The 24,954-nt window shown below is 67.2% G+C and carries 21 protein-coding genes and 1 tRNA gene; 20 read left to right on the top strand and 2 right to left on the bottom strand.

Annotated elements, in window-relative coordinates; translation table 11 throughout:
- The first annotated feature begins 74 nt into the window (after nt 1-74).
- From DSM104440_RS04385 to DSM104440_RS04345, 9 genes are all read left to right on the top strand, one after another.
- Entirely contained in the window at nt 75-2,372 is a 2,298-nt protein-coding gene (locus DSM104440_RS04385; protein WP_171160849.1) for a TonB-dependent receptor, read from the top strand.
- A gap of 7 nt (nt 2,373-2,379) precedes the next feature.
- Nucleotides 2,380-3,378 (top strand): glucokinase, encoded by a 999-nt coding sequence (gene glk / locus DSM104440_RS04380; RefSeq protein WP_212758201.1) that lies wholly within the window; start codon nt 2,380-2,382, stop codon nt 3,376-3,378.
- 18 nt (nt 3,379-3,396) lie between these two features.
- Nucleotides 3,397-3,483: transfer RNA gene (locus DSM104440_RS04375), tRNA-Leu, on the top strand.
- Between the two features lie 88 nt (nt 3,484-3,571).
- Nucleotides 3,572-4,402 (top strand): hypothetical protein, encoded by an 831-nt coding sequence (locus tag DSM104440_RS04370; RefSeq protein WP_171160848.1) that lies wholly within the window; start codon nt 3,572-3,574, stop codon nt 4,400-4,402.
- Between the two features lie 148 nt (nt 4,403-4,550).
- Nucleotides 4,551-5,426, top strand: coding sequence for a hypothetical protein (locus DSM104440_RS04365; protein ID WP_171160847.1), 876 nt, complete (start codon nt 4,551-4,553; stop codon nt 5,424-5,426).
- A 63-nt stretch (nt 5,427-5,489) separates the two neighbouring features.
- Entirely contained in the window at nt 5,490-6,011 is a 522-nt protein-coding gene (locus DSM104440_RS04360) for a cyclic nucleotide-binding domain-containing protein (RefSeq protein ID WP_171160846.1), read from the top strand.
- A 5-nt stretch (nt 6,012-6,016) separates the two neighbouring features.
- A complete protein-coding gene (locus DSM104440_RS04355) occupies nt 6,017-6,193 on the top strand; it encodes a hypothetical protein (protein ID WP_171160845.1) in 177 nt (58 codons plus the stop codon).
- Nucleotides 6,190-8,388: an NHLP family bacteriocin export ABC transporter peptidase/permease/ATPase subunit gene (locus DSM104440_RS04350; RefSeq protein ID WP_171160844.1), complete on the top strand. Its 2,199-nt coding sequence runs from the start codon at nt 6,190-6,192 to the stop codon at nt 8,386-8,388. Before DSM104440_RS04355 ends, DSM104440_RS04350 begins: the two co-directional genes overlap by 4 nt.
- Nucleotides 8,388-10,541 (top strand): ATP-binding cassette domain-containing protein, encoded by a 2,154-nt coding sequence (locus tag DSM104440_RS04345; RefSeq protein ID WP_171160843.1) that lies wholly within the window; start codon nt 8,388-8,390, stop codon nt 10,539-10,541. Before DSM104440_RS04350 ends, DSM104440_RS04345 begins: the two co-directional genes overlap by 1 nt.
- Nucleotides 10,542-10,554: 13 nt before the next feature.
- On the opposite strand, the gene DSM104440_RS04340 is transcribed toward DSM104440_RS04345, so the two are convergent.
- Nucleotides 10,555-10,791: a hypothetical protein gene (locus DSM104440_RS04340; protein WP_171160842.1), complete on the bottom strand. Its 237-nt coding sequence runs from the start codon at nt 10,789-10,791 to the stop codon at nt 10,555-10,557.
- Between the two features lie 200 nt (nt 10,792-10,991).
- Between DSM104440_RS04340 and DSM104440_RS04335 the strand changes: the two genes are divergently transcribed.
- The 8 genes from DSM104440_RS04335 (at nt 10,992) to cobA (ending at nt 21,159) form a co-directional block, all read left to right on the top strand.
- On the top strand, nt 10,992-11,570 hold the full coding sequence (locus tag DSM104440_RS04335) for an ANTAR domain-containing response regulator (RefSeq protein WP_171160841.1): 579 nt from the start codon (nt 10,992-10,994) through the stop codon (nt 11,568-11,570).
- Nucleotides 11,571-11,890: 320 nt separating this feature from the next.
- Nucleotides 11,891-13,129: a CmpA/NrtA family ABC transporter substrate-binding protein gene (locus DSM104440_RS04330; RefSeq protein ID WP_212758308.1), complete on the top strand. Its 1,239-nt coding sequence runs from the start codon at nt 11,891-11,893 to the stop codon at nt 13,127-13,129.
- Nucleotides 13,126-14,031, top strand: coding sequence for a nitrate ABC transporter permease (gene ntrB, locus DSM104440_RS04325; RefSeq protein ID WP_171160839.1), 906 nt, complete (start codon nt 13,126-13,128; stop codon nt 14,029-14,031). The genes DSM104440_RS04330 and ntrB overlap by 4 nt, the downstream gene beginning before the upstream one ends.
- A gap of 7 nt (nt 14,032-14,038) precedes the next feature.
- Nucleotides 14,039-14,830: an ABC transporter ATP-binding protein gene (locus tag DSM104440_RS04320; RefSeq protein WP_171160838.1), complete on the top strand. Its 792-nt coding sequence runs from the start codon at nt 14,039-14,041 to the stop codon at nt 14,828-14,830.
- 2 nt (nt 14,831-14,832) lie between these two features.
- Nucleotides 14,833-17,283 (top strand): nitrite reductase large subunit NirB, encoded by a 2,451-nt coding sequence (nirB, locus tag DSM104440_RS04315; protein WP_246212093.1) that lies wholly within the window; start codon nt 14,833-14,835, stop codon nt 17,281-17,283.
- Complete coding sequence (gene nirD / locus DSM104440_RS04310) at nt 17,280-17,609, top strand: nitrite reductase small subunit NirD (protein ID WP_171160837.1); 330 nt, start codon at nt 17,280-17,282, stop codon at nt 17,607-17,609. Before nirB ends, nirD begins: the two co-directional genes overlap by 4 nt.
- A complete protein-coding gene (locus DSM104440_RS04305) occupies nt 17,606-20,368 on the top strand; it encodes a nitrate reductase (protein ID WP_171160836.1) in 2,763 nt (920 codons plus the stop codon). The genes nirD and DSM104440_RS04305 overlap by 4 nt, the downstream gene beginning before the upstream one ends.
- A complete protein-coding gene (gene cobA, locus DSM104440_RS04300) occupies nt 20,365-21,159 on the top strand; it encodes a uroporphyrinogen-III C-methyltransferase (RefSeq protein WP_246212092.1) in 795 nt (264 codons plus the stop codon). The genes DSM104440_RS04305 and cobA overlap by 4 nt, the downstream gene beginning before the upstream one ends.
- On the opposite strand, the gene DSM104440_RS04295 is transcribed toward cobA, so the two are convergent.
- Nucleotides 21,086-22,315 (bottom strand): allantoate amidohydrolase, encoded by a 1,230-nt coding sequence (locus DSM104440_RS04295; protein WP_171160834.1) that lies wholly within the window; start codon nt 22,313-22,315, stop codon nt 21,086-21,088. The two genes, cobA and DSM104440_RS04295, sit on opposite strands and share 74 nt — an antisense overlap.
- A gap of 18 nt (nt 22,316-22,333) precedes the next feature.
- Between DSM104440_RS04295 and DSM104440_RS04290 the strand changes: the two genes are divergently transcribed.
- The 3 genes from DSM104440_RS04290 to DSM104440_RS04280 all read left to right on the top strand — a co-directional run bounded on the left by DSM104440_RS04290 (nt 22,334) and on the right by DSM104440_RS04280 (nt 24,834).
- Entirely contained in the window at nt 22,334-23,173 is an 840-nt protein-coding gene (locus DSM104440_RS04290; protein ID WP_171160833.1) for an alpha/beta hydrolase, read from the top strand.
- A gap of 76 nt (nt 23,174-23,249) precedes the next feature.
- Nucleotides 23,250-24,374 (top strand): RuBisCO large subunit C-terminal-like domain-containing protein, encoded by a 1,125-nt coding sequence (locus tag DSM104440_RS04285; RefSeq protein WP_171160832.1) that lies wholly within the window; start codon nt 23,250-23,252, stop codon nt 24,372-24,374.
- 7 nt (nt 24,375-24,381) lie between these two features.
- Nucleotides 24,382-24,834: a cupin domain-containing protein gene (locus DSM104440_RS04280; protein WP_171160831.1), complete on the top strand. Its 453-nt coding sequence runs from the start codon at nt 24,382-24,384 to the stop codon at nt 24,832-24,834.
- Nucleotides 24,835-24,954: the final 120 nt, after the last annotated feature.

Genomic DNA, 24,954 nt, shown 5'->3' with positions numbered 1-24,954 from the left:
CTTGCGACGGAGGAGGAGAGAACGTGGGAAATTCGAAGCGGACGCCATGGCGTCTTGCACCGCTGGCTTTGTTTGTGGGGTCTGCCCTGGCACAGGAGAAGGCCCCGCCGGAACTTGCGGTGGAGCAGATCGAGAAGGTGAGCATCACGGCCACCAAGCGGCAGACATTGCTGCAGGAAACACCCGTCGCAGTGACGGCCGTGACGCAGAAGGAGCTCGACCGCGCGCAGGTGAAAGACCTCGCGGGCCTGCAGGTGATGGTGCCCGGCCTCCATGTCGAGCAGCACGGCGACTCGGGCGGCGTGCACGTCTTCCTGCGCGGCATCGGATCGACCAACCACACGGAGTTGGGCGACCCAGCCGTGTCATTCCACATTGACGGCGTCTACTCGCCGCGCCCACAAGGCGCGACGGTCCTCATGTACGACCTGTCGCACGTCGAGGTGCTGCGCGGCCCGCAGGGCACGCTCTTCGGACGCAACGCGACCGCCGGTCTCGTGAACGTCGTCACCGCGCAGCCACTGCTCAAGCAGTACGCCGCTTCCGGCAGCGTCGTCTTCGGCGATTACAACCGCATCGGCCTGCAAGCGATGGCCAACATTCCGATCGACGATACGTTCGCCCTGCGACTGGCGGCGATCACCGACAAGCACGACGGCTACGTGAGCTTCCAGGAACGTTCCAACGTGATGCCGGGTGCGGACAAATACATGTCCCAGGATCAGGTCGGCGCACGCGCGACCGGCTTGTGGCGCCCGAACGCGGACATCAGCGCGACCCTCGCGGCGGAGTACTACCGCGACTCGGGCTCGGGCAACGTGACCCTCTTCCAGCAGCCCCGTGCGGGCCAGGACCGCTACTCGGCGCTGATCGACACGCCCGGCGTGCTCAACCAGGAGAACGTCGGCTATCGCGGACGCATCGACTGGCGGTTCGTCGACGGGATGGAGCTCTCGTACATCGGCGCGTGGAGCAAGCTCACGCGCCAGAACGCGAGCGACAACGACGCGGGCACGCTCCCGGGATTCAAGCAGGAGCACCGCACCGAGTGGTCGCGCTTCACGAGCTACAGCCACGAGCTGCAGCTCAAATCCACCGGCAGCGGCAGGCTCGAGTGGATCGTGGGCGCGTTCCTCATCAAGGAGGACAACGCGATCCGCTTCGACATCGACATCTCGCAAGCGGCGGGCGCCACCCTCGGCTCGGGGCCGATCGTCGTCACGCCACGCCTGCCCAGCGACACGGCGTGGGCGATGTCCTTCATCCAGCCCCAGCGCACGCTCGATTCCAAGGCGGCCTTCGGCCAGGCGAGCTACGCCATCACCGATGCCTTCAAGGGAACGCTCGGCGTGCGCTACACGGACGAAAGCAAGGAAGACGTCGGTGGGCGCAACTGGGTCTGCCCGGAGTTCGGCGCGACGCTCGCGACCGGCGGACGGCTGATCGGTCCCGGCGGCCCGGTGACGGCCGCGACTTGCGGCAGCGCGTATGCGCCCGGCACCTGGCCCGGTGGCGGCGCCAATGACGCCTATACCGAGGATGACGCGACGACCTGGCTCGGACGCCTCGAGTACAAGTTCAATCCCGACATGCTCGGCTATGCGACGTACTCCGAAGGCTTCAAGTCGGGAGGTCTCAGCGACGGCGGTCGGCGCCACAAGCCCGAGTACCTCACGAACTACGAGGTGGGCCTGAAGACGGAGCTCTGGAATCGCTCGCTCTCGCTGAACCTCGCGGCCTTCTACATGAAGTACGACGACATGCAGGTGTCCGCGGTGGAACGGCTGCCGAGCGGCCAGCAGCAGCTCGTGACCAGCAACGCGGCGAAGTCCACGATCAGCGGCATCGAAGCGGAATTCAGCTGGCTGATCACGCCGCGCGACCGGCTGGTGGGCAACGTGGCGTGGCTGGATGCGAAGTTCGACGACTTCCTCACGTGCGACTCCGCGCTCGTCGACTGCGGCAATCCGGCCAATTTCGTGAACCTCGCGGGATCGAAGCTGCGCCACGCGCCGAAGTTCTCGGCGACCGCCATGTACGAGCACGAGTTCGTGCTCAACGGCGGTGGACGCATCATTCCGCGCCTGCAGGTGCACTACCAGACCGAGTCGTTCCTGAGCGAGTTCAACACGACACCGCCCTCCAGCGTCGTGGCGGGCTCCTTCGAGGGCGCGCGGCGGCAGGACGCCTACACCACGCTGGATCTCTCGCTGCGCTACCAGTCGCCCAAGGCCCAGTGGATCCTCGAGGCGTTCGTGCTCAACGCGACCGACGAGGCGGTGAAAACCGACGCCGCTTTCGTGAACAGCACGTGGGTCGCGTTCTACAACAACCCGCGCACTTATGGCGCGAGGCTCTCGTATCGCTTTTGACTCCTGAGTGAGTGAGCAGCTCCCCCTGGGCGATCGCCCGCAGTTGGTCGATCGCCGCTTTTTTTTGGTGGCCGACGTCGGTGGCACCCACGCGCGCTTCGCGCTGGCAGGCACCGGAGGCCTGAGCCACTACCGCGTACTGGCCTGCGCGGACCATCCCGGAATCGACGACGCGATGCGCGCGTACGTGGCGAGCATCGATGCCCCGCCGGTGCGCCACGCAGCGATCGCGATCGCCACGCCGGTCGATGGCGACGCCATCCGGATGACCAACCATGCGTGGGCCTTCTCGATCGAGGAACTGCGCGCGACCCTCAGTCTGGAAACCCTGCGCGTGATGAACGATTTCGCGGCGATCGCCCACGCGTTGCCCGCACTCACGCCCGCCGACCTCGAGCCGATCGGTGGTGGAACGCAGCAACCGCTCGAGCCCCGATGCGTCCTGGGTCCGGGCACCGGGCTCGGCGTCGCGGCCATGGTGCACGCCGGCGGCCAGTGGACTGTCGTACCCAGTGAGGGCGGTCACGCGAGCTTCTCGCCCTCCGACGAGGTGGAAGCCGAGATCCTGCGCTTCACATGGACCGAGCATCCTCACGTTTCCTCGGAGCGCCTCGTCTCCGGGCCCGGCCTCACGTTGATTCACCGGGCCCTGTGCGCCGTGCGTGGAAAAAAGGTGGAGAAGCTCGGCGCCGACGAGATCGTGCGCCGCGCGGCCACGCCGGAAGGTGCGCTTTGCGCCGAGACGCTGTCGCGCTTCAGCGCGATGCTCGGCACGTTCGCCGCCAACATGGCGGTCACGCTGGGCGCGCGTGGCGGCATCTACATCGCCGGGGGCGTCGTCGGCAAGCTCGGCGAACACTTCGATCGCGAACGTTTCCGCACCCGGTTCGAAGCCAAGGGACGGTTCGGCGGCTACCTCGCGGCCATCCCGACCTGGCGGATCACGCACGAGTGTCCGGCGCTCGCGGGGCTCGCCACGCTGCCGCCGGGCTGCGACAGACTATAATCGCGCCTCCCCCTTCCGGCCGGGATGGCGGAATTGGTAGACGCACGGGACTCAAAATCCCGCGGTGGCAACACCATGTGGGTTCGATTCCCACTCCCGGCACCATGTTCAACGAGGCGGAAGTGGCCTTGACCCTGTAGGCCGACAGCGGCAATCTGTGCTGCGAACAAGAACAGCTTGGTGGAGGACTCGGATGATTGCCTGCGCACGCATCGCCGGATTGCTGCTCGTCGCCACCCTAGTATCGACATCCGTTGAGGCCGCTGACGAAGGGGCCGCGGAGAAGGCCACCACTTTCAGCGCGGATGTTTCGGGGCTGTGGTGGAACCCAAACGAATCGGGCTGGGGCATCACCATCACGCAGCAAAGCCAGACGATATTTGCCTTGATCTATGTGTATGGGGCGAACTCGCAACCGCTCTGGCTTTCGGCGCCGGCCGTGGAGTTCGTCGGGACAAATGCTTCGGGCGCCTACATCTTCACCGGCGCGCTCTATCAAACATCGGGACCGCCCTTCGCCGGAAGCTTCAACCCGGGCAATGTTGTCGTTACCCAGGTTGGAACCCTGACGCTCACCTTTAGTAATTACAACGCTGCTCAGTTGACATACACGGTCAACGGCGCGAGCGTGACCAAGAACATCGCCCCGTACAGCTGGCGGATCAACAACCTGTCAGGCACATACATTGGCGGTATCTCCGGGCAAGTGGCTTCGTGCACCCTCCCGGCGGTGGTTTCGTTGAACAATCTGATGACCTTCACGATCACGCAAAACAATGCGGCAGTCGCGATCACTGTTCGCAATGCCACGGGCAATTCATGCGCGCTGAGCGGAATCATCACTCCTCAGGGAAAAGTGTCGGACATCAACGGGTCTTATTCCTGCACAAACGGTAGCTCCGGGCAGTTCGCCATCCGCAGGCTTGAAGCAGGAATCGACGGGTTGTCGGGCGTCTATGCGGAACTCTCGACAGCGTGCACCGCCTCCGTCGCTACAATTGGTGCCGCGCGCGTCATCAACTAGATGGTCTTCCGGGACAGATCAAGACGCACGGGACTCAAAATCCCGCGGTGGCAACACCATGTGGGTTCGATTCCCACTCCCGGCACCATCAGTCCCAAGACGTAGGTCGCATTGCGGCGCCGGCGATGCCGGACGCATGATTCCTTTCATGCGCACCCTCGCCCTCCCCCGTAAGGCGATCTCGCTCATCGCCACCCTCGTCGTTGCCGCCGCGCTTTCGCTCACGGCGACCTCCGCGCGCGCCGGCTGCGGCACGATCCACACGGCCAACATGACGCCGAACTGGACGTGGGTCACGATCTACGACCTCGGCAAGACCATCCAGCTCGACTACGGATGGGTCGCGCCGCACAGCATCCGCAGCTGGACGGCCGGCGCCTCGCCACTTTTCTTTGCGTGCGGCAGCTTCTACTACGTGCGCGGTGAAGTGCATACAGCGACCGGACCGAAGCCCGACGGCGGCGTGAAGATCTTCGACACGACCGTCCAGCTCAACCCGCAGCTCAGGAACTGGCCGGACCTCGTGATCAGCGCGTTGACCGACGGCCTCACGTGCATGGGCACCGCCGGCGCCTGCGCCGTGAAGTGGGGCCTCAAGGAAGGCGTGAAGATCGCGGCGCTCGGCGCGGACTCGTTCGGCTCCGCGACGTGCCTGCACTCCAATGACGGCAAGAATTTCTGGTGGACCAACTCCGACCAGTGCCTGCCGACGACCAAGCCGCCACCGCCGCCTCCGCCACCGCCGCCTCCCAAGTACTCGCTCGGCGACACGCGCAGGGTCGGCGTGGGCTACAACACCGAGAGCTACCAGATCAAGCCGCGCGTCGTCGGGAGCTACCTCGTATCCATGGATGAGCGCCGCAAGGGCAAGTGGACGAGCCTCAACCCGGCCATCGTCTCGATGGAGAAGTTCGGGGGCTACTACGACGGCCACTTCCGCGCGCTGAAGGCCGGCAAGGCGACGATCACCTGGGAATACAAGGGCCAGAAGGCGAGCGTCGTCATCGACGTGCAGGGCCGCTAGGCGCGAGCCTCGAATCTCCCCTACCATCGCGCATCGGCGCGGGTTCCCGCGCGGGGGGAGACCATGAGAAAAGTCCTGCTCATTTTCGGGCAGCTCACCGATGGTGACGTGGAATGGCTCGCGAGTTCCGGCGAGCGGGTGCACGTCGACAAGGGCAGCACGCTGATTCCCCTGGCTTCGCGCATCGACACGATCTACTTCGTGCTCGACGGCAAGCTCGCGGTGAAGGCGGCCAACGGCACGCTCGTCGCACACCTGGAGTCGGGCGAAATCATCGGCGAGATGTCGCTCGTCGATCCGGCGCCCACCGCGGTGTCGGTCGAAGTCGAGAGCGATACGACGGTGCTCAAGATCGCCAACGACAAGGTCCAGGCGAAGCTCGCATCCGATAGCGCGTTCGCGTCGCGCTTCTACCGCGCGCTGTGCGTGTTCCTCGCCGACCGCCTGCGCCACAACACGCTGCGCATGGGCTACGGCGGCGCGTTCGACCAGCACGCGAAGGACGAGCTCAACGACGATCTGCTCGACAACGTCCACCTCGCCGGCGCCCGCTTCGACCGGATGCTCAAGCGCATGGCGGGCTGACCGCCGTGACGCCCGGGGAAAAGAACGCGCTGTTCCGCGATACCGCGCTTGCGCGGCTCGCGTCGCCCGATCGCCTCGATGCGCGGTTACAGCTTCCGGGTTATCCGGTGGCGCTGCTCGTCGCGCTCGCGACGCTCCTCGCGGCGGTGGTCGCCTTCACCACGTGGCTCGTGACGCGTTGAGCACGGAGGAATCACAGCCGGACGCGTCGCGGCGGTTTCCCGACTCTCCGGTCCGGCGCGCACCCTCGATCCTCCAGCTGGAAAGCGTCGAGTGCGGCGCGGCGTGCCTGGCCATGGTGCTCGCGTTCCACGGGCGCCACGTCCCGCTCGAAGTGCTGCGCGTCGATTGCGGTGTGAGCCGTGACGGCAGCAAGGCGGGCAACATCCTGCGCGCGGGGCGCACGCACGGCCTCACCGCGCGGGGCTTTCGCAAGGAGCCGCGCGAGCTCGCCGAGCTGCCGCTGCCCGCGGTCCTCTTCTGGAACTTCAATCACTTCGTCGTCTTCGAGGGCTTCGCCGACGGCAAGGCCGTCCTCAACGATCCGGCGCTCGGCCGGCGGCGCGTGGATGCCGAGGAATTCGATTCGGCATTCACCGGCGTCGTCCTGACGTTCGAGCCGGGTCCGGCTTTCGAGCGCGGCGGCGAGCCGCCCTCGGCGCTGCGCTCGCTCACGCAATACCTCGAAGGCCTGAGAGGCGCGATCGCGCTCGCGGTCGTGATCGGCGTGGCACTCGTGGCGCCCGGCCTGATGCTGCCCTGGCTCATGGGCCGCTTCGTCGATGACGTGCTCGTCGGTCACATGTCGGGGATCGCCTTGCCGCTGCTGCTCGGCCTCACCGGCGCCATGGTGCTGCGCACCGCGCTCGTCTGGCTGCAGGCGCACCTGCTCACGTCCACGTTCATGCAGGCGTCGCTCTCCTCGGCCCGGCGCTTCGTCTCGCACGCGCTTTCGCTGCCGATGGAGTTCTTCGTGCAGCGCTCCGCGGGCGAGATCGCCTCACGCGTGGACCTGAACGACCGCGTGGCCGAAACGGTTTCGAGCGACCTCGCCTACGTCGTGCTGCACCTCGTCACGGCGGTGTTCTTCCTCGGATTGATGGTGACGCTCGATCCCGGGCTCACGCTGATCGTGGTCGCCTGCCTCGCGCTCGAGCTCGCCGCGTGGCGCGTGCTTGCGTTGCGCACGCAGGAAGTGTCGCAGCAACTCTCGGTACGCGCGGGAAAGCTCGCAGGCACGGCGGCGGGTGGGCTCGCGAACATCGAGAGCATCAAGGCCGCGGGCCAGGAGCAGGCGCTCTTCATCAAGTGGATGGGCTTCCAGATCCAGTACACCAACGCGTCCATCCAGGCGCAGCGCCTCTCGCTCACGCTGGGGCAGGTGCCGCCGCTGCTGGGCCTCGTCGCGCAGCTCGCGGTGCTGGGCCTGGGAACGATCGCGATCATCCAGGGCCAGTTCACGATCGGGCAGCTCGTTTCGTTCCAGGTGCTGCTCGCAGGGTTCACGGCCCCGGTGCATTCGCTCTTCGCCGCGACGCAGCAGCTGCAGACGCTGAGCGGAGACCTCGCGCGGCTCGACGACGTGTTGCACTACGAGAAGTCCGTGGCCATCGAGGGTCCGCAGCCCAAGGTCGCGGGCCCTTCCACGCTCACGCTCGAGTTCACCAACGTGGAGTTCGGGTACAACCGCACCGAGCCGCCGCTCATCAAGGATTTCTCGCTCACGCTCACGCCGGGCAAGCGCATCGCGCTGGTGGGCTCGTCGGGCTCGGGGAAATCCACGCTCGGCCGCCTCGCCGCCGGTCTCTACAAGCCGTGGTCGGGGCAGGTTCTCTTCAATGGCCAGCCACGAGACCTCTGGGTTCGGGAGGCGTTGGCGCAGGCGGTCGCGTACGTGGACCAGGACATCGTCCTCTTCCAGGGCAGCGTGCGCGAGAACCTCACGCTGTGGGATCCGTCGATCGGCGACGAGACGATCCGCGCGGCGCTTCGCGATGCGGCCCTCGAAGACGAAATCCTCGCGCGCGAAGGCGGCCTCGGCGCCTCGCTGCAGGAAGGCGCGCGAAATTTGAGCGGCGGACAACGCCAGCGCCTCGAGATCGCGCGCGCACTGGCTCGTGCGCCGGCGCTGATGATCCTCGACGAAGCGACCAGCGCGCTCGACCCCGCATCCGAAGCGCGCGTCGAAGCGAACCTGCGCAAGCGCGGCATCGCGTGCCTGGTGATCGCGCATCGCCTGTCGACGGTCCGCGACGCCGACGAGATCGTCGTGCTCGAACGCGGCAAGGTCGTCGAGCGCGGCACGCATGCGCAGCTGCTCGCCATGCCCGACGGCCGCTATGCGCAGCTCGTCGCCGGCGAATCGGTGGGGGACTGATGCAGGATCCGGGCCGCTACCTCAAGTCGAGCGGATTGCGCGCCGCGCTCGAATGCGTGGCGCCTGCGCTCGGCGTGCGCTTCCCCGATGCCGAAGCGAGCGCCGATACCGCGCCCGACTCGCTTATCGAAGAGCTCGCCGCGGCCGCGGGCGTACGATCGCGCCGCACGATTCTCGACGGCGCCTGGTGGAACGAGACAGGGCCGCCGATGCTCGCGCGCGTCGCCGAGCGCCGCAATGCCGCGCGCGCGCTCGAAAACGACCGGATGCCGGGTGGCACCGGTTGGGTCGCGCTGTTGCCGCGTGCGCTCTCCGGTTACCGGATGGTGGCGCCCGATCCCGCGACGGGAAAACCCACCAGCACGAACATGGATGCGGAGGTCGCCTCGCGCCTCGCGCCCTTCGGCTTCACGTTCCATCGCGGCTTCGCGCCGCAACCTCTTTCTGCGCGCGACGCGCTCGCCTTCGCGTGGAGCGCGGGGCGTGGCGACGTCGCATTCGTCCTGGCGCTCGGGCTCATCGCCGCGCTCGTGGGATTGCTGACGCCCCTCGCGACGGGCTTTCTCATCAACAAGGCGATTCCCGCCGCATCGCCATCGACCGTGGGTCTCGTCATCGTGGGGCTCGCGGCCGCGGGGCTCGCGCTCATCGTGCTGCAGGTCGCGAGATCGCTTGCCCTGTTTCGCTTCGAGGCGTCCGCGGGACTCGCCGTGCAAGCGGCGATGCTCGATCGCGTGATCACTGCGCCCGCCGCATTCTTCCGGCGCTTCGCGAGCGCCGACCTCGCGATCCGCATGGCCGCGATGAACACGGTGCAGCAGACGCTCGCGGCGACGATCGTGTCGTCCCTCGTCGCGGGCCTCTTCCTCGTTGCGAACCTCGCGCTGATGTTCTGGTACAGCCCGAAGCTCGCGGCGATCGCGCTCATTCCCGTCGCCCTCGCGGTGGCGATCCCCGTCGCCGCCGGGTGGGCGCGGCTGCTGCTCGCGCGGCGCATCGGCAAGCTCGACGGCGAGCTCAACGCGCTCTCGTTCGAATACTTCACCGGGATCGCGAAGCTGCGCGCCGCGGCGGCCGAGCCGCGCGCCTTCGGCAACTGGATCGCGAAGTACGAAGAGCTGCGCGCCCTCACCGGCCGCAGCGCGCAACTGTCGAACTCCGAGATGATCGCGATGAGCGTGCTGCAGCCGGCCGTGGCCATCGCGATCTACACGCTGATGTGGCACGCCATCACCGAACAGCCCGAAGCCGCGCGCATGCCGATCGGCGACTTCATCGCTTTCCAGACGGCGCTCTTCGCCCTCCTCGCGGGCGTGCACGTGCTCGTCGCGAGCTGGATGGATGCGCTGCGCCTGAAGCCCACCTGGGAGCGCGCGAAGCCGATCCTCGAGACGCCGCCGGAGCGCTCGGCCGTCGGCGGCGTTCGCCACACGCCGCGGGGCGAGGTTTCACTTGAGGGCGTGAGCTTCGCCTATCCCGACGGTCCCGATATTCTTCATGGCATCGACCTGAAGGTGCGCGCCGGCGAGTTCATCGCGATCGTCGGCGCGAGCGGCTCGGGGAAGACGACGCTCTTCCGATTGCTGCTCGGTTTCGAGGCCCCGAGGGCGGGCCGCGTGAGCTTCGACGGGATCGACGTCGCGAAGCTGGACCTTCAGCGCCTGCGCCGCGGCGTGGGCACGGTGCTTCAGAGCGGCAAGCTCTGGGCGGGCGATCTCTTCACGAACATCGTGGGCGCATCGAATGCCGACGTCACGGCTGCGTGGGAAGCGGCCAGGCTCGCCGGCGTTGCCGCGGACATCGAAGCGATGCCGATGGGGATGTACACGCTGGTCGGTGAAGGCATCAGCACGATCTCGGGCGGGCAGCGTCAACGCGTGCTCGTCGCGCGCGCGCTCGTCGAGAAGCCGAAGGTGTTGTTGCTAGACGAAGCAACCAGCGCGCTCGACAGCGTCGCGCAGGCCACGGTGCTCGAAGGATTGCGGACGATGAACGCGACGCGCCTGGTGATCGCGCACCGCCTCGATACCGTGCGGCAAGCCGACCGCATCGTGGTGCTCGAAGGCGGGAAGATCGTCCAGCAGGGGAGCTACGGCGAACTGGCGGGAGTCCCCGGCCAGTTCGCGAACATGCTGGCGCGCCAGGAGGCGTGAGCCTCCGGAGTACCTAGTTCTTCTTGGTGTTCGTGTGCACCGCGGCGATGGTCGCGCCGCTGCCGTCGATGTCCTCGCGCTTGGCGGTGACGACGACTTTCTCGAGCTTCACCACGGGCTCGGCATCCGAGCGCTTGGCCGTGACGGTGATCTTCTCGAGCTTGCGCACTTCCTGGCCGCCCGCGACGTTATCGAGCTGCGAGTCGGAAAGTTCGCCCTGGTTGGCGGCTTGCTGTTCTTTGTTCGACATGTGATGCCTCCTGAATTTGGGCTGGGCCCGTTTGCGACCGGAAGAATGCTACACCTGAAACGCATCTTCCCCGAGTCCGGCCCGCGGGGCGGTGGCGCAGTGCCTTCCGCGAGTGCTGAATATTCGACAACGGGGCCGCATCCAGCCCTCCGCCGGGCATGGTTATTGCACTGCACAATACAAAAGGCGGTGCCGGAACGATGCTCAAGATCCTCATTGTCGACGATGCCCCTGAGCGCCGGCGCGCGCTGCAGCTGGCGCTGGCTGCCGTGCCGGGCGTGAAGGTGGCCTGCGTGGTCGAGTCGGCGCGCGAGATCCTCGATCGCGTCAACGAACACCGCCCCGATGTGGTGCTCATCGACACCACTTCGCCCAGCCGCGACGTGCTCGAACAGTTGGGCGTGGTGTCCTCCACCGCGCCGCGCCCCGTGGTGATCTTCGCGGAAGACGGCAGCACCGAAACCATTCGTGACGCCCTGAAGGCGGGAGTGTCGGCCTACATCGTCGATGGCATCGCGCCCGGCCGGCTCGACGCCGTGATGCGCGTCGCAATCGAGCGCTTCACCACGGACCAGGAGCTGCGCACGCAACTCGCGGCGACGCGCGGCGAGCTCGCGGATCGCAAGGTGATCGAGCGCGCGAAGGGCCTGATCATGAAGCAGCGCAAGGTGAGCGAGGAAGAAGCGTTCAAGGCGCTGCGCGACCTCGCGATGCAGCGCGGAAAGAAGATCGGCGAGATCGCGCGCCAGGTCATCGACGCGGCCACCCTCCTCGGCTGAACCTGCTGCAGCGCACAAGCGCGGCGCATGCCCGCCTCATTTTGGCGCGCGATACAACGGGCGCCTTCCCACGTCGCCAGGCTTCGCGAGGACCCATCGGCAATGAGATCAATGACTTACTTCCCATCCCAGCCAATGGCACGGCACTTGCGATAGGAGAGGCAACCCTCCCTCCGGCCAACGACGGCCGCATGGAGCAGACAAGGGCGTCACGACCGCGAGACCGCGGACGATGACGCCCTTTTTATTTGGACGAATCAAACAGGAGATGGCGCATGAAGGATGGCGAGGGCAAGGGCAATGAAGCGAAGCCGGTCGCAATGGAGCCCCGGCGCAAGTTCCTTTCCGATTCACTGCTCGGCGGAGCGGCGCTGATGGCCGGCCTTTCGCCCGGCATTCGCGGCGCCGTCTGGGCCGCCGGCTCCGACGCACCCGAGAAGAAGGAAGTGAAGATCGGCTTCATTCCGCTCACCGACTGCGCCTCCGTCGTGATGGCCGCCGCGAAAGGCTTCGACAAGAAATACGGCATCACCATCGTCCCGTCGAAGGAAGCCTCGTGGGCCGCGGTGCGCGACAAGCTCGTCAACGGCGAGCTCGACGCCTCCCACGTCCTCTATGGACTGATCTACGGCGTGCAGATGGGCATCGGCGGCCCGAAGAAGGACATGGCCGTGCTCATGAACCTCAATCACAACGGCCAGGCGTTCTGCCTGTCGCGCAAGCTCTACGACAAGGGCGTGACGGATGCGACCAGCCTCGCCGCGCTCATCAAGAAGGAGAAGGGCGAATACACGTTCGCGCAGACCTTCCCCACCGGCACGCACGCGATGTGGCTCTACTACTGGCTCGCCACCTACGGCATCAATCCCTTCACCGACGTGAAGACAATCACCGTGCCGCCGCCCCAGATGGTCGCGAACATGCGCGTGGGCAACATGGACGGCTACTGCGTGGGCGAACCGTGGCATGTGCGCGCCATCGTCGACAAGATCGGCTTCACTGCGGAGACCACGCAGGGCCTCTGGAAGGATCACCCCGAAAAGACGCTCGGCACCACGATGGAGTGGCTGCAGAAGAACCCCAACACCGCGCGCGCGATGACGGCCGCGATCCTCGAAGCTGGCCGCTGGATCGACGCATCCGACGCGAACAAGAAGGAAACCGCGAAGGTCATCGCCGAGAAGTCGTACGTGAACACCGACGTCGACGTGATCGAAGGCCGGATGCTCGGCCAGTACGACAACGGCATCGGCAAGAAATGGCAGGACCCGAACAACATGAAGTTCTTCAACGACGGCGCGGTGAACTTCCCCTACCTCTCCGACGGCATGTGGTTCATGACGCAGCACCGCCGCTGGGGCCTGCTCAAGGAAGACCCCGATTACCTCGCGGTCGCGAAGAAGGTGAACCAGATCGAGATCTACAAGGAAGCCGCCGCGGCCGCGAAGGTGAACCTGCCCAAGGACGTGATGCGCACCTCGAAGCTCATCGACGGCGTCGTGTGGGACGGCAAGGATCCCGCCAAGTACGCCGGCGGATTCAAGGTGAAGGTCGCATGAGCGCCGTGGCGCAGCCCCTCGAGCGCCGCGTGGTCGCGCATCCCTCGGCGCTGAAGGTCCAGGCCCAGGTGACCGTGCCCACGCCGCGCGCGGCCGCGCCGGCAACGGTGGCGGCCCGCCCGCGGACGCCGCCGCCCGCATGGCTCGTGCAGGTGATCGCGTGGGCACTGGGCCTCGCGGTCTTCGTGGGGCTGTGGGCCTTCATCGCGAAGTTCGGACGCATTCCGGATCCGGCCTCGGTATTCAAGGAAGCGGTGGTCCTCTTCTCCGACCCCTTCTATCGCAAGGGACCCAACGACCAGGGCATCGGCTGGAACGTGCTCACGTCGCTGGGACGCGTGGCCATCGGCTTCGGGGCTGCGGCGCTCGTGGGCATTCCGCTCGGTTTCATCATCGGGCGCTTCAAGTTCCTCGCCGACATGGCCGCGCCGATCATCGCGCTGCTCAAGCCCGTGAGCCCGCTCGCGTGGCTGCCGATCGGCCTGCTGCTCTTCAAGGCGGCCAATCCCGCGGCGATCTACGTGATCTTCATCTGCTCGCTCTGGCCGATGATCGTGAACACCGCCGTGGGCGTGCGCCAGATTCCGCAGGACTACCTCAACGTCGCGCGCGTGCTGAACCTCTCCGAGTGGAAGGTCTTCACGAAGATCCTCTTCCCCGCGGTGCTGCCCTACATGCTCACCGGCGTGCGCCTGTCGATCGGCGTGGCCTGGCTCGTGATCGTGGCGGCTGAAATGCTCACCGGGGGCGTGGGCATCGGCTTCTGGGTGTGGGACGAGTGGAACAACCTCAAGGTCGATCACATCCTGATCGCGATCTTCACCATCGGCATCGTCGGCCTCGTGCTCGAGCAGGCCCTGATCTTCATCGCCAAGCGCGTGAGCCACGGCGTCAACGCCTGAGACCGCCATGAACAAATACCTGAACATCGAAAACGTCGGCATGACCTTCTACAAGCGCGGCGCCACCTTCGAGGCGCTGAGCGACATCTCGCTCACCGTGGACCAGGGCGAGTTCATCACGCTCATCGGCCACTCGGGCTGCGGCAAGTCGACGCTGCTCAATCTCGTCGCGGGCCTCCTTCGCGCGACGACGGGGCACCTCCTGCTCAGCAACAAGGAGATCGCGGGTCCCGGCCCGGAACGCGGCGTCGTTTTCCAGAACCACTCGCTGCTGCCGTGGCTCACCGCGGCGGGCAACGTGCTCCTCGCGGTCGAACGCGTGTTCGGTGAACGCGAATCGCGCGCGCAACTGCAGGCCCGCACGACGGCGGCCCTCGAGCTGGTGGGCCTTGGTCACGCCGCCTCGCGCTATCCGGACGAGATCTCGGGCGGCATGAAGCAGCGCGTGGGCATCGCCCGCGCTCTTGCGATGGAACCGAAGATCCTCCTCCTCGATGAACCGTTCGGCGCCCTCGACGCATTGACGCGCGCGCACCTGCAGGACGAGCTGATGGGCATCGTCGCCAAGACGGGCAGCACGGTCGTGATGGTCACGCACGACGTCGACGAAGCCGTGCTCCTCTCCGACCGCATCGTGATGATGACCAACGGCCCGGCCGCCACGATCGGCGCGATCCTCGACGTGGGCCTGCCCAAGCCGCGCGAGCGCCTGCAGCTCGCCACGAACCCGCGCTACATCGAATGCCGGCGCGAGGTGCTCGAGTTCCTCTACAGCCGCCAGGCGATGAAGGCCGCCTGACCATGGACGGCGGCAAGAACGCGGGCACGCGCATGAAACTGGTCGTCGTCGGCAACGGCATGGCCGGTGTGCGCGTGCTCGAGGAGCTGCTCAAGCTTTCGCCCGATCTCTACGACATCACCGTGTTCGGCGCGGAGCCGCACCCGAACTACAACCGCATCCTGCTTTCACCGGTGCTCGCGGGCGAACAGAAGCTCGAGGACATCATCCTCAACGACCTCGAGTGGTATCGCGCGAACGGCATCAACCTGCATCTCGGGAAGACGGTCAATCGCATCGACCGCATCGCGCGCGTCGTCGAAGCCACGGACGGCACGCGCGAGCCGTACGACCGCCTGCTCATCGCCACCGGCTCAGATCCCTTCATCCTGCCGATCCCGGGCAACAACCTGCCCGGCACGCTCACCTACCGCGACATCCACGACACCGAGCGGATGATCGAAGCCACGGGCAAGCACCGCGAAGCGGTCGTGATCGGTGGCGGCCTGCTCGGACTCGAAGCCGCGAACGGGCTGGCACTCCGCGGCATGAAGGTCACGGTCGTGCACCTCATGCCCTGGCTCATGGAGCGCCAGCTCGACAAGAGCGCGGCCGACATGCTGCAAAAGAGCCTGGAAGCGAAAGGACTCGCGTTCCGGCTCTCGGCGCAAACCGAATCCATCCTCGCCGGCGACGACGGCCACGTTCGCGGCGTACGCCTGAAGGACGGCACCGAACTCCCGGCCCAGCTCGTCGTGATGGCGGTGGGCATCCGCCCCAATACGAAGCTCGCGGAATCCGCGGGCCTGCATTGCAGCCGCGGCATCGTCGTGAACGACACGCTGCAGACGTTCGATCCGCGCATCTACGCCGTGGGCGAGTGCGTGAGCCACCGCGGCACGGCCTATGGCCTGGTCGCCCCGCTCTTCGAGATGGCGAAGGTCTGCGCGAATCACCTTGCCCAGATGGGCATCGGCCGCTATCCCGGCAGCCGCGTGTCCACGAAACTCAAGGTCACGGGCGTCGATCTCTTCTCCGCGGGTGATTTCTCCGGCGGCGAAGGCACCGAGGACATCGTGCTCGCCGATCCGGGCGCGGGCATCTACAAGCGCCTCGTCATCAAGGACGACAAGCTCGCCGGCGCCGTGCTCTATGGCGATACCGTCGATGGCGCGTGGTATTTCAAGCTTCTGCGCGACGGCACGAGCGTGGGTCCGATCCGCGACCGCCTCATGTTCGGCGAATCCAACCTCGGCGATACCGGCCACCAAGGCCAGGCGCGCGCGGCTTCGATGGCGGATTCCGCCGAGGTCTGCGGCTGCAACGGCGTGTGCAAGGGCACGATCGTGAAGGCGATCAAGGACAAGGGCCTGTTCACGCTCGAGGATGTGCGCAAGCACACCAAGGCTTCCGGTTCCTGCGGCTCGTGCACGGGACTCGTTGAGCAGATCCTCATGTTCACCGCGGGTGGCGACTACTCCACCGCGCCCAAGAAGAAGGCGATGTGCGGCTGCACCGACCGCACGCACCAGGACGTGCGCGATGCGATTCGCGACAACCACCTCCTCACGATCCCGGCGGTGCACGCGCACATGGAATGGCGCACGCCCAACGGCTGCGCCTCGTGCCGCCCCGCGCTCAACTACTACTTGCTGTCCACGTGGCCGCGCGAGGCGAAGGACGACCCGCAGTCGCGCTTCATCAACGAGCGCTCCCACGCGAACATCCAGAAGGACGGAACGTACTCGGTCGTGCCGCGCATGTGGGGCGGCGAGACGAATGCTTCCGAGCTGCGCCGCATCGCCAACGTGGTCGAGAAGTACAACATTCCGACGGTGAAGGTGACGGGCGGCCAGCGCCTCGATCTGCTCGGCGTGAAGAAGGAAGACCTGCAGGCCGTCTGGAAGGACCTCGATATGCCCTCGGGCCACGCCTACGCGAAGGCACTTCGCACGGTGAAGACCTGCGTGGGCTCCGAGTGGTGCCGCTTCGGCACGCAGGACTCCACCAAGATGGGCCAGGAACTCGAACGCGCGCTCTGGCGCATGTACGCGCCGCACAAGGTGAAGCTCGCGGTTTCCGGCTGCCCGCGCAACTGCGCCGAATCCGGCATCAAGGACGTGGGCGTGATCGGCGTGGAGTCGGGCTGGGAGATCTACGTCGCGGGCAACGGCGGCATCAAGACCGAGGTCGCGCAGTTCTTCTGCAAGGTGAAGACGCACGACGAAGTGCTCGAGTACTCCGGCGCCTTCCTGCAGCTCTATCGCGAGGAAGGTTGGTATCTCGAGCGCACCGTCCACTACATCGCGCGCGTGGGGCTCGATCACGCGAAGAAGAAGGTCGTCGAGGACGCCGCCAATCGCAAGGCGCTGTGGGAACGCCTGCAGTTCGCGCTCGATGGCGAACCCGATCCCTGGCACGAGCCGCAGAAGGCCGGCGTGGATCTTCGCCAGTTCGAGCCGCTGGGAGCATGAGCTTGGACGGATCCGCCCGCCGCTTCATCCCTGTCGCCAAGCTCGAGGACATCCCGAAGCTCGGCGCGCGCCGCTATTGCCGCGACGATGGGAAAGTCATCGCAGTCTTCCGCACTGAATCGGACTCCGTCTTCGCGCTCGCCGACGCTTGCCCGCACAAGGGCGGGCCGCTGTCGCAAGGCATCGTGTTCGGCGAAAGTGTTGCCTGCCCGCTGCACAACTGGTGCATCAGCCTCGCGAGCGGCGAAGCGACGGCACCCGATGAAGGCCGCGTCGAGCGCTTCGATGTCCGCATCGTCGACGGCATGGTCGAGCTGGCCCCGTGAAGGAGACGCGCAGCACCTGCTGCTATTGCGGCGTGGGCTGCGGGGTCGTGATCACCTCCGAAGGCGAACGCATCACGGCGGTGCGCGGCGATGCCGACCATCCGTCCAATCGCGGACGCCTGTGCACCAAGGGCTCCACGCTGCACCTCACGGCGAGTCCGGCCGCGTCGGCAGGGCGTGCGACGCACCCGGAGATGCGCCGCGATCGCGCGCTCCCACGCGGCCGCTTCACCTGGGACGAGACGCTCGATCACGTCGCCGACCGCTTCGCCGCCTGCATCCGCGAGCACGGCCCCGATTCCGTCGCGTTCTACATCTCGGGCCAGTTGCTCACCGAGGATTACTACGTCTTCAACAAGCTCGCGAAGGGCCTGATCGGCACCGCGAACGTCGATACGAATTCCCGCCTGTGCATGTCCTCGGCGGTCACCGGCTACCAGCAGACGCTCGGCGTCGATGCGCCGCCGTGCAGCTACGAGGATCTCGACCACGCGCAGTGCCTGTTCATCGCGGGCTCCAACACGGCGCACGCGCATCCGGTCCTCTTTCGCCGCATCGAAGCCGCGCGCGAACGCAATCCCGCGCTCAAGGTGATCGTGGTCGATCCGCGGCGCACCGAGACCGCGCGCTTCGCCGATCTGCATTTGCCGATCCTTCCCGGCACCGACGTGGCGCTCTTCCACGCGATGCTGCATCTCATGCTCTGGGACGAGCGCATCGATCGCGAGTACATCGCCGCGCACGTCGAAGGGTTCGACGAGTTGCGCGTCGCGGTGCGCGAATGGACGCCCGCCGTCGCGGCGGAAGTGTGCGGCGTGAAGGCCGAGGACATCGCCACCGCAGCCAAGTGGTTCGCCACCTCGCCCGCCACGCTTTCGCTCTACTGCCAGGGACTCAACCAATCCTCGTCGGGCACCGCGAAGAACGCTGCGCTCGTGAACCTGCATCTGGCCACGGGACAGATCGGTCGTCCCGGCGCGGGACCGTTCAGCCTCACCGGACAACCCAACGCGATGGGCGGGCGCGAAGTCGGCGGGCTTGCGACCACGCTCGCCGCGCATCGAAGCCTCACGAGTGCGATCGACCGCGCGGAGATGGCCAGGCTCTGGGGCGTGGATCGCGTTCCCGATCGCGCCGGCAAGACCGCGGTCGAGCTCTTCGACGCGCTGCATTCGGGCGAAGTGCGCATGGTGTGGATCGCGTGCACGAATCCCGCGCAATCGATGCCCAATCTTCCGAAGGTCCACGAAGCCCTCGCGCGCGCGGAGCTCGTCGTCCTGCAGGAAGCGTACCGCGACACCGAGACCGCGCCTTTCGCCGACGTGCTGCTGCCGGCCACGACCTGGGGCGAGAAGGAAGGCACCGTCACGAATTCGGAGCGCCGCATCACGCGCGTGCGCGCCGCCGTGGCCGCGCCGGGCGAGGCCCGCGACGACTGGGCGATCGCGGTCGACTTCGCGCGCCGCCTCGAAACGCGCCTCGCTCCGGGCAAGCCTTCGATCTTTCCGTTCGAATCGCCCGAAGCCGTGTGGAACGAGCACCGCGAGGCGACGCGTGGACGCGACCTCGACATCACCGGCCTCACCTACGCGATGCTCGAACGCGAACCGCAGCAATGGCCGTTTCCCGAAGGCGCGAGCGAGGGCCGTGTGCGCCTCTATACCGACGGCGTCTTCCACACGCCCACGGGAAAGGCGAAGTTCTTCACGGGCGCCTATCGCCCCGTCGCCGAGAAGGCCGACGCGCGCTTCCCGCTGCAGCTCACCACCGGGCGCCTGCGCGATCACTGGCACGGCATGAGCCGCACCGGCAACGTCGCGCAGCTCTTCGGCCACGTGCCTGAGCCGCGCCTGGGCATGAGTGCCACCGACATGACGCGCCGCGGCCTCGCCGATGGCGAGCTGGTGCGCATCCAGTCGCGCCGCGGGGCGATCCACGTGCTCGCGGCCATCGATCCCGAACTGCGCTCCGGCCAGGTCTACCTGCCGATGCACTGGGGCAAGCGCTTCCTCGGCGGCAAGGACAGCGCGGGCACGAACACGATCACCAATCCGGCCTTCGATCGCGACTCACGACAGCCCGAGCTCAAGCACGCGAGCGTGAAGGTCGAGGCCGTTGCCCTGCCGTGGCGGCTCGCGGGCTTCGCGGAGATCGATGGCGCGCGGCTCGTCGAAGTTCTCGAGGGCCTGCGTGAACTGCAGCAGGACGTGACGTTCCTCAGCGTCGTGCCGATGGGGCGCGATCGCCCCGGCGTGCTCGTGCGCGCGGCGCATTCGGGCGCACCTGCGGATGGCTGGGCGACGCGGCTCGATGCACTGCTCGGCCTCATCGGCGAGGGCGTCCTGCGCTACGACGACGCGCGGCGCGGCGGATCTCGTCGCGTACTCGTCGCCGATGATCGCCTCGTCGCTGCACGGCTCTCCGGTGGCGAGGAAGCGCTTGCCAGCGCCGAGTGGCTCAAGGATTGGCTCGCCTCGGGCCAGCCGGTAGGCCCCGTGCGCCGCTTCCTCCTCATGCCTTCGGCCAAGGCGCCGAGCGGTTTCGTTTCCGCGGGCCGCACCGTGTGCCAGTGCTTCGGCGTCACCGCGACCGCGATCGATACGGCGCTCGCAGGATGCGCGGGCAGTGCCGCCGAGCGCCTCGCCTCGCTGCAGGCGCAACTGCAATGCGGCACGAACTGTGGCTCGTGCATGCCGGAGCTGCGCGAGCGCGTCGCTGCGAGCGCATCAGCCGACAGCAGCGGACGGAGGGTCGCGTGAAGAAACCGGGCAAGGTCCTTCTCGTCGGCGCAGGTCCGGGCGATCCGGATCTCCTCACGGTGAAGGCGGTGAAGGCGCTGCAGGCGGCCGACGTCATCCTCGCGGACGATCTCGCCAGCGACGCGGTGCTCGCGCTCGCCTCGCCAGGGGCTCGCGTCATTCACGTGGGCAAGCGCGGCGGCTGCAAGTCCACACCGCAGGAATTCATCGAGCGACTCATGGTTTCGGAAGCGCGCGCCGGCAACCTCGTCGTGCGCCTGAAGGGCGGAGACCCGTTCATCTTCGGGAGGGGAGGCGAGGAGTTGGAGGCGCTACGGGCGGCGGGGATCGAGTGCGATGTCGTGAACGGCATCACCTCGGGCCTCGCCGCTGCCACCTCCGTCGGCGTTCCGCTCACGCACCGCGATTTCTGCGCCGGCGCGATCCTCGTCACCGGCCACGAGCGCGAAGGCGCGAAGACCGATTGGCGCGCGCTCGCCGCAACGGGCCTGCCGCTGGTGATCTACATGGGAATCGCCAATTGCGCGGCGATCCAGCGCGAGCTCCTCGCCGGGGGCCTCGCGGGCTCCACGCCCGCCGTCGCGGTGCAGGGCGCCTCGCGCGGCGATGAGCACTCGCTGCTCACCACGCTCGACCAGTTGCCGCAGGAACTTGCGGACTCCGGGATCACGAGCCCCGCGATCCTGGTGATCGGCGGCGCGGCTTCACTCGCGCAGGTCAGGCCGCGGGCGGAAAGCGCCGGATCAATTCCAGAAGCGCACGTACCGCGAGCCCGGCGTCTTCCACGCTGACCGTCTCCGCCGGGTTGTGGCTCACCCCACCCGCGCCGCAGCGCACGAACATCATTCCGGTCTCACAGATCTCGGCGAGCATCATCGCGTCGTGACCCGCGCCGCTGGGTAGCCGCCGCGCCTCGACGCCGGCCGCGGTGATCGCTTCGGCGATCCGCAGCTGCATGGCCTCCGAGCAGCGCACGACCTTCGACTCGCTTTGGCGCACGCGCGTGAGCACGACGCCCCGTTGCTTGGCGATCACCTCGCACGCCGTGAAGATGTCGTCTTCCGCGGCGCGGCGCGTGGCATCGTCGCCCGCACGAATGTCGAGGGTGAAGTCGACGTGGCCCGGAATCACGTTGCTCGAGCCCTCGTGGACGCGAAGGATGCCCACCGTCGCGACCAGCGCACCCGCGCCTGCGCGCTTCTCGATCACCAGCACCATCTCCGCGGCGGCCGTGAGCGCATCGTGGCGCATCTTCATCGGCACCGTGCCCGCGTGTCCGGCGACGCCCTTCACCGTGAGCGTGTGGCGATTGCCCGCGGAGATCGTGGTCACGACCCCGAGGGGCAGGCCCGCATCGAGGAGAACCGGCCCCTGTTCGATATGCAGCTCCACGTAGCCCGCGAGCTGCGCGGGATCCAGTGCGTCCTTTCCGGCCGCCTCCGGATCGAGCCCCGCGTCGCGCATCGCGTCGCGCAGGGAGACGCCGGCGGCATCGCATCGGTCGAGCCACGCGCGATCGAACTGGCCGACGAGCGACTTGCTCGACAGGAACCCGGTCGCAAAGCGCGCGCCTTCCTCGTCGGAGAACGCCGCGATCTCGACCGCGACGGCCGCGCGTTCGCCGCGCGCGTTCATTTCCGCCACGCACTCGATCGGCGCGAGGATGCCGAGGTTGCCGTCGAACTTGCCGCCGTTGCGCACCGAATCGAAGTGCGAGCCGAAGAGCAGCGTCTTCGCACCCTTCGTCGCCGCTTCGTAGCGGCCGATCACGTTGCCCACGGAATCGACGCGCACCGTCATGCCCGCTTCGCGCATCCACGCCTGGATCTGCGCGGACGCGGCGCGATGCGCGGGCGAATAGAGGAGGCGCGTGTAGTGATCGGGAGAATCGCTGTGCCTCGCCAGCGCCAGCGCACGTTCGATCGTCAGGTTTCCGGGGCGGGTCATGGGCGCTAGTATGCCTCCATGCAACCGCCTTCCTTTCCCGCCTGGGACCCGGCGACCGTCGAGCGCGAATACAACAATCGCCTCGCAGTACCCGAGCACCCGAAGTTCTTCGAGCGCTGGGAGCGCGACTCCGAGTTCGCACGCAAGTCGCTCTCCTCGCGCCTCGATCTCGCCTATGGACCCGACCCCCGGCATCGCATCGATCTCTTCCCCGCGAAGAATCCGCGCGGCACGCTGATCTTCATCCACGGCGGCTACTGGCGCGCGCTCGACAAGCGGATGTTCGCGTGGCTCGCGCCTTCATGGGTCGCGGCGGGCGTGAACGTCGCGAACGTGAACTACCGCCTTTGCCCGCAGGTCGGGCTCGACGACATCACCGAGGACGTCCTCTCGGCGACGAATCTCCTGATGGCGCAGGAGTTCACGCAAGGTCCCGTGGTGGTCTCGGGCCATTCGGCGGGCGGCTACCAGGTCGCGGCACTCTTCGCCACGCCGCGCGATCGCCTCGCGTTCGATCCGGCGCGCATCGTCGGCGGCGTTTCCATCAGCGGCCTGTTCGAGCTCGAGCCACTCCTTCACTACAGCGCGAACGAGGATCTTCGCCTCGACCTCGACAGTGCGCGGCGCCTGAGCCTGCTCGAGGCACGCCGCACGATCACCGCGCCGCTCGTCGTCGCCGCGGGTGGCGCCGAAACCTCCGAGTTCCAGCGCCAGTCGCTCGACTTCGCCGATGCGTGGTCGCCACAGACCCGCACGAGCCTGATCCTGCCCGGCCTCAACCACTTTTCCATCCTCGACGCATTCATCGAGCGGGGGCAGCCGCTCCATCGGGAGTCGCTCGCCCTGCTTGAAAAGTAGAGGGGTCAGATCCCTTAACTTTCTCGAAAGTTAAGGGATCTGACCCCTCTACTTTTCCTGTCACAATTCATACTCCATGAACGCCCTGCCCTCCACACCCTTGGCCGACGACCGCTGGCTCACCGCCACCTATCGCGTCGCCGCGCCCGCTTCCGGAATCGAAGCGCGCGCACGCGCGATCGCCGTCGAGCAAAGTGTCGAGATGCCCGTGGAAGCGATCGCCGAACCGCGCATCCTCGAGGAGATCGTCGGCCGCGTGGATTCGATCGAAGCCGACGGGCCCGACCACCATCGCGTCCGCGTGAAGCTCGCCGTGGAGACGACCGGTTTCGAGGTTTCGCAGCTCCTCAACATGGCCTTCGGCAACACGTCGCTGCAACCGGACGTGGAGTTGCTCAAGCTCGACTTCCCCGACGCGATGCTCGCAGCCTTCGGCGGCCCGCGCTTCGGCATCGACGGCATCCGCAAGCTCGTGGGCGCCGAGCGCCGCGCCCTCACCTGCGCCGCGTTGAAGCCGCAGGGACTCTCGCCGATGGCGCTCGCGGAACTTGCCGGTACCTTCACGCGCGCGGGCATCGACGTCGTGAAGGATGACCACGGGATCGCCAACCAGTCCTATTCGCCCTTCGCCGAGCGCGTGAAGGCAGTGCAGCACGCGGTGGCCGCGGCCAATCGCGAGTCGGACCATCGCACGGCGTACGCGCCCACGATCTCCGGTCCGCCGAGCGCGTTGATCGAACAAGCCCGCATCGCGCACGAGGAAGGGGTGGGCATGGTGCTCGTCGCCCCGATGCTGATCGGCCTCGCCACTTTCCACGAGCTCGTTCGCGAGCACATTCGCGTTCCCGTGCTCGCGCACCCCGCGCTCGCGGGCGCGCAGCGCATCGCCGCACCGCTGCTGCTTGGGAAGCTCTTTCGCATCCTCGGCGCCGACGCGACAATCTTCCCGAACCACGGTGGCCGCTTCGCGTACTCGCCGCAGACCTGCCGCGGCATCGCCAATTGCGCGCGCACGCCGATGGCCGAGCTCAAGGGCACGCTGCCCGTACCCGGTGGCGGCATGTCGCTCGCTCGCGTGCCCGAGATGCTCGAGTTCTACGGGCGCGACATCATGTTGCTGATCGGCGGGAGCCTCCTTGCCGAGGGCGATCGATTGCCCGATGCCAGCCGCGAGTTCGCAGGCGCCGTCCGCGCGAATTGAGGTGCCCATGCCCGACGAGTCCAACGAACCGACATCCCAGCCCGTGCGCAAGCACGACGGCACCTTCCACTGGGAAGGCGTGGACGTCCTCAAGTACAAGCAGGAGGGCAGCGCGCCCTTCAAGGACGTGACGCGCCAGGTGCTTTTCGACGGCGGCGGCATGCCGGTGCAATTGCGCTACTTCGAAGTGGCGGCCGGCGGCTGGACCACGCTCGAGCGGCATGAGCACATCCACAACGTGATGGTCATTCGCGGCCGCGGGCGCTGCCTCATCGGCGATCGCATGCACGACCTCGTCGTGAATGACCTCGTCAGCGTTCCTCCCATGACGTGGCACCAGTTCCGCGCCGCCGGGGGCGAACCCCTCGGATTCCTGTGCCTCGTCTCGACGGATCGCGACCGCCCGCAACTGCCCTCCGAGCAGGAGCTGAAAGCCCTCGGAAAGGCGCTCGGAAGCTGATTCGCCGCCGCCGGATTCGCGCCGCCGGCGAGCCGTTTCATCCCAACCCGGGCGCGTTTCGTCGCAGGCCGCGTGGGATGGGACTCAAGGGAGCGTAGATTGGCCCCCAACATGGACCTC

Origin of the sequence: Usitatibacter palustris (genome assembly GCF_013003985.1) — a bacterium.
GTDB lineage: Bacteria > Pseudomonadota > Gammaproteobacteria > Burkholderiales > Usitatibacteraceae > Usitatibacter > Usitatibacter palustris.
The sequence above is the reverse complement of the archived record's forward strand: the minus strand, read 5'-3'. Positions and strand labels throughout refer to the sequence as shown.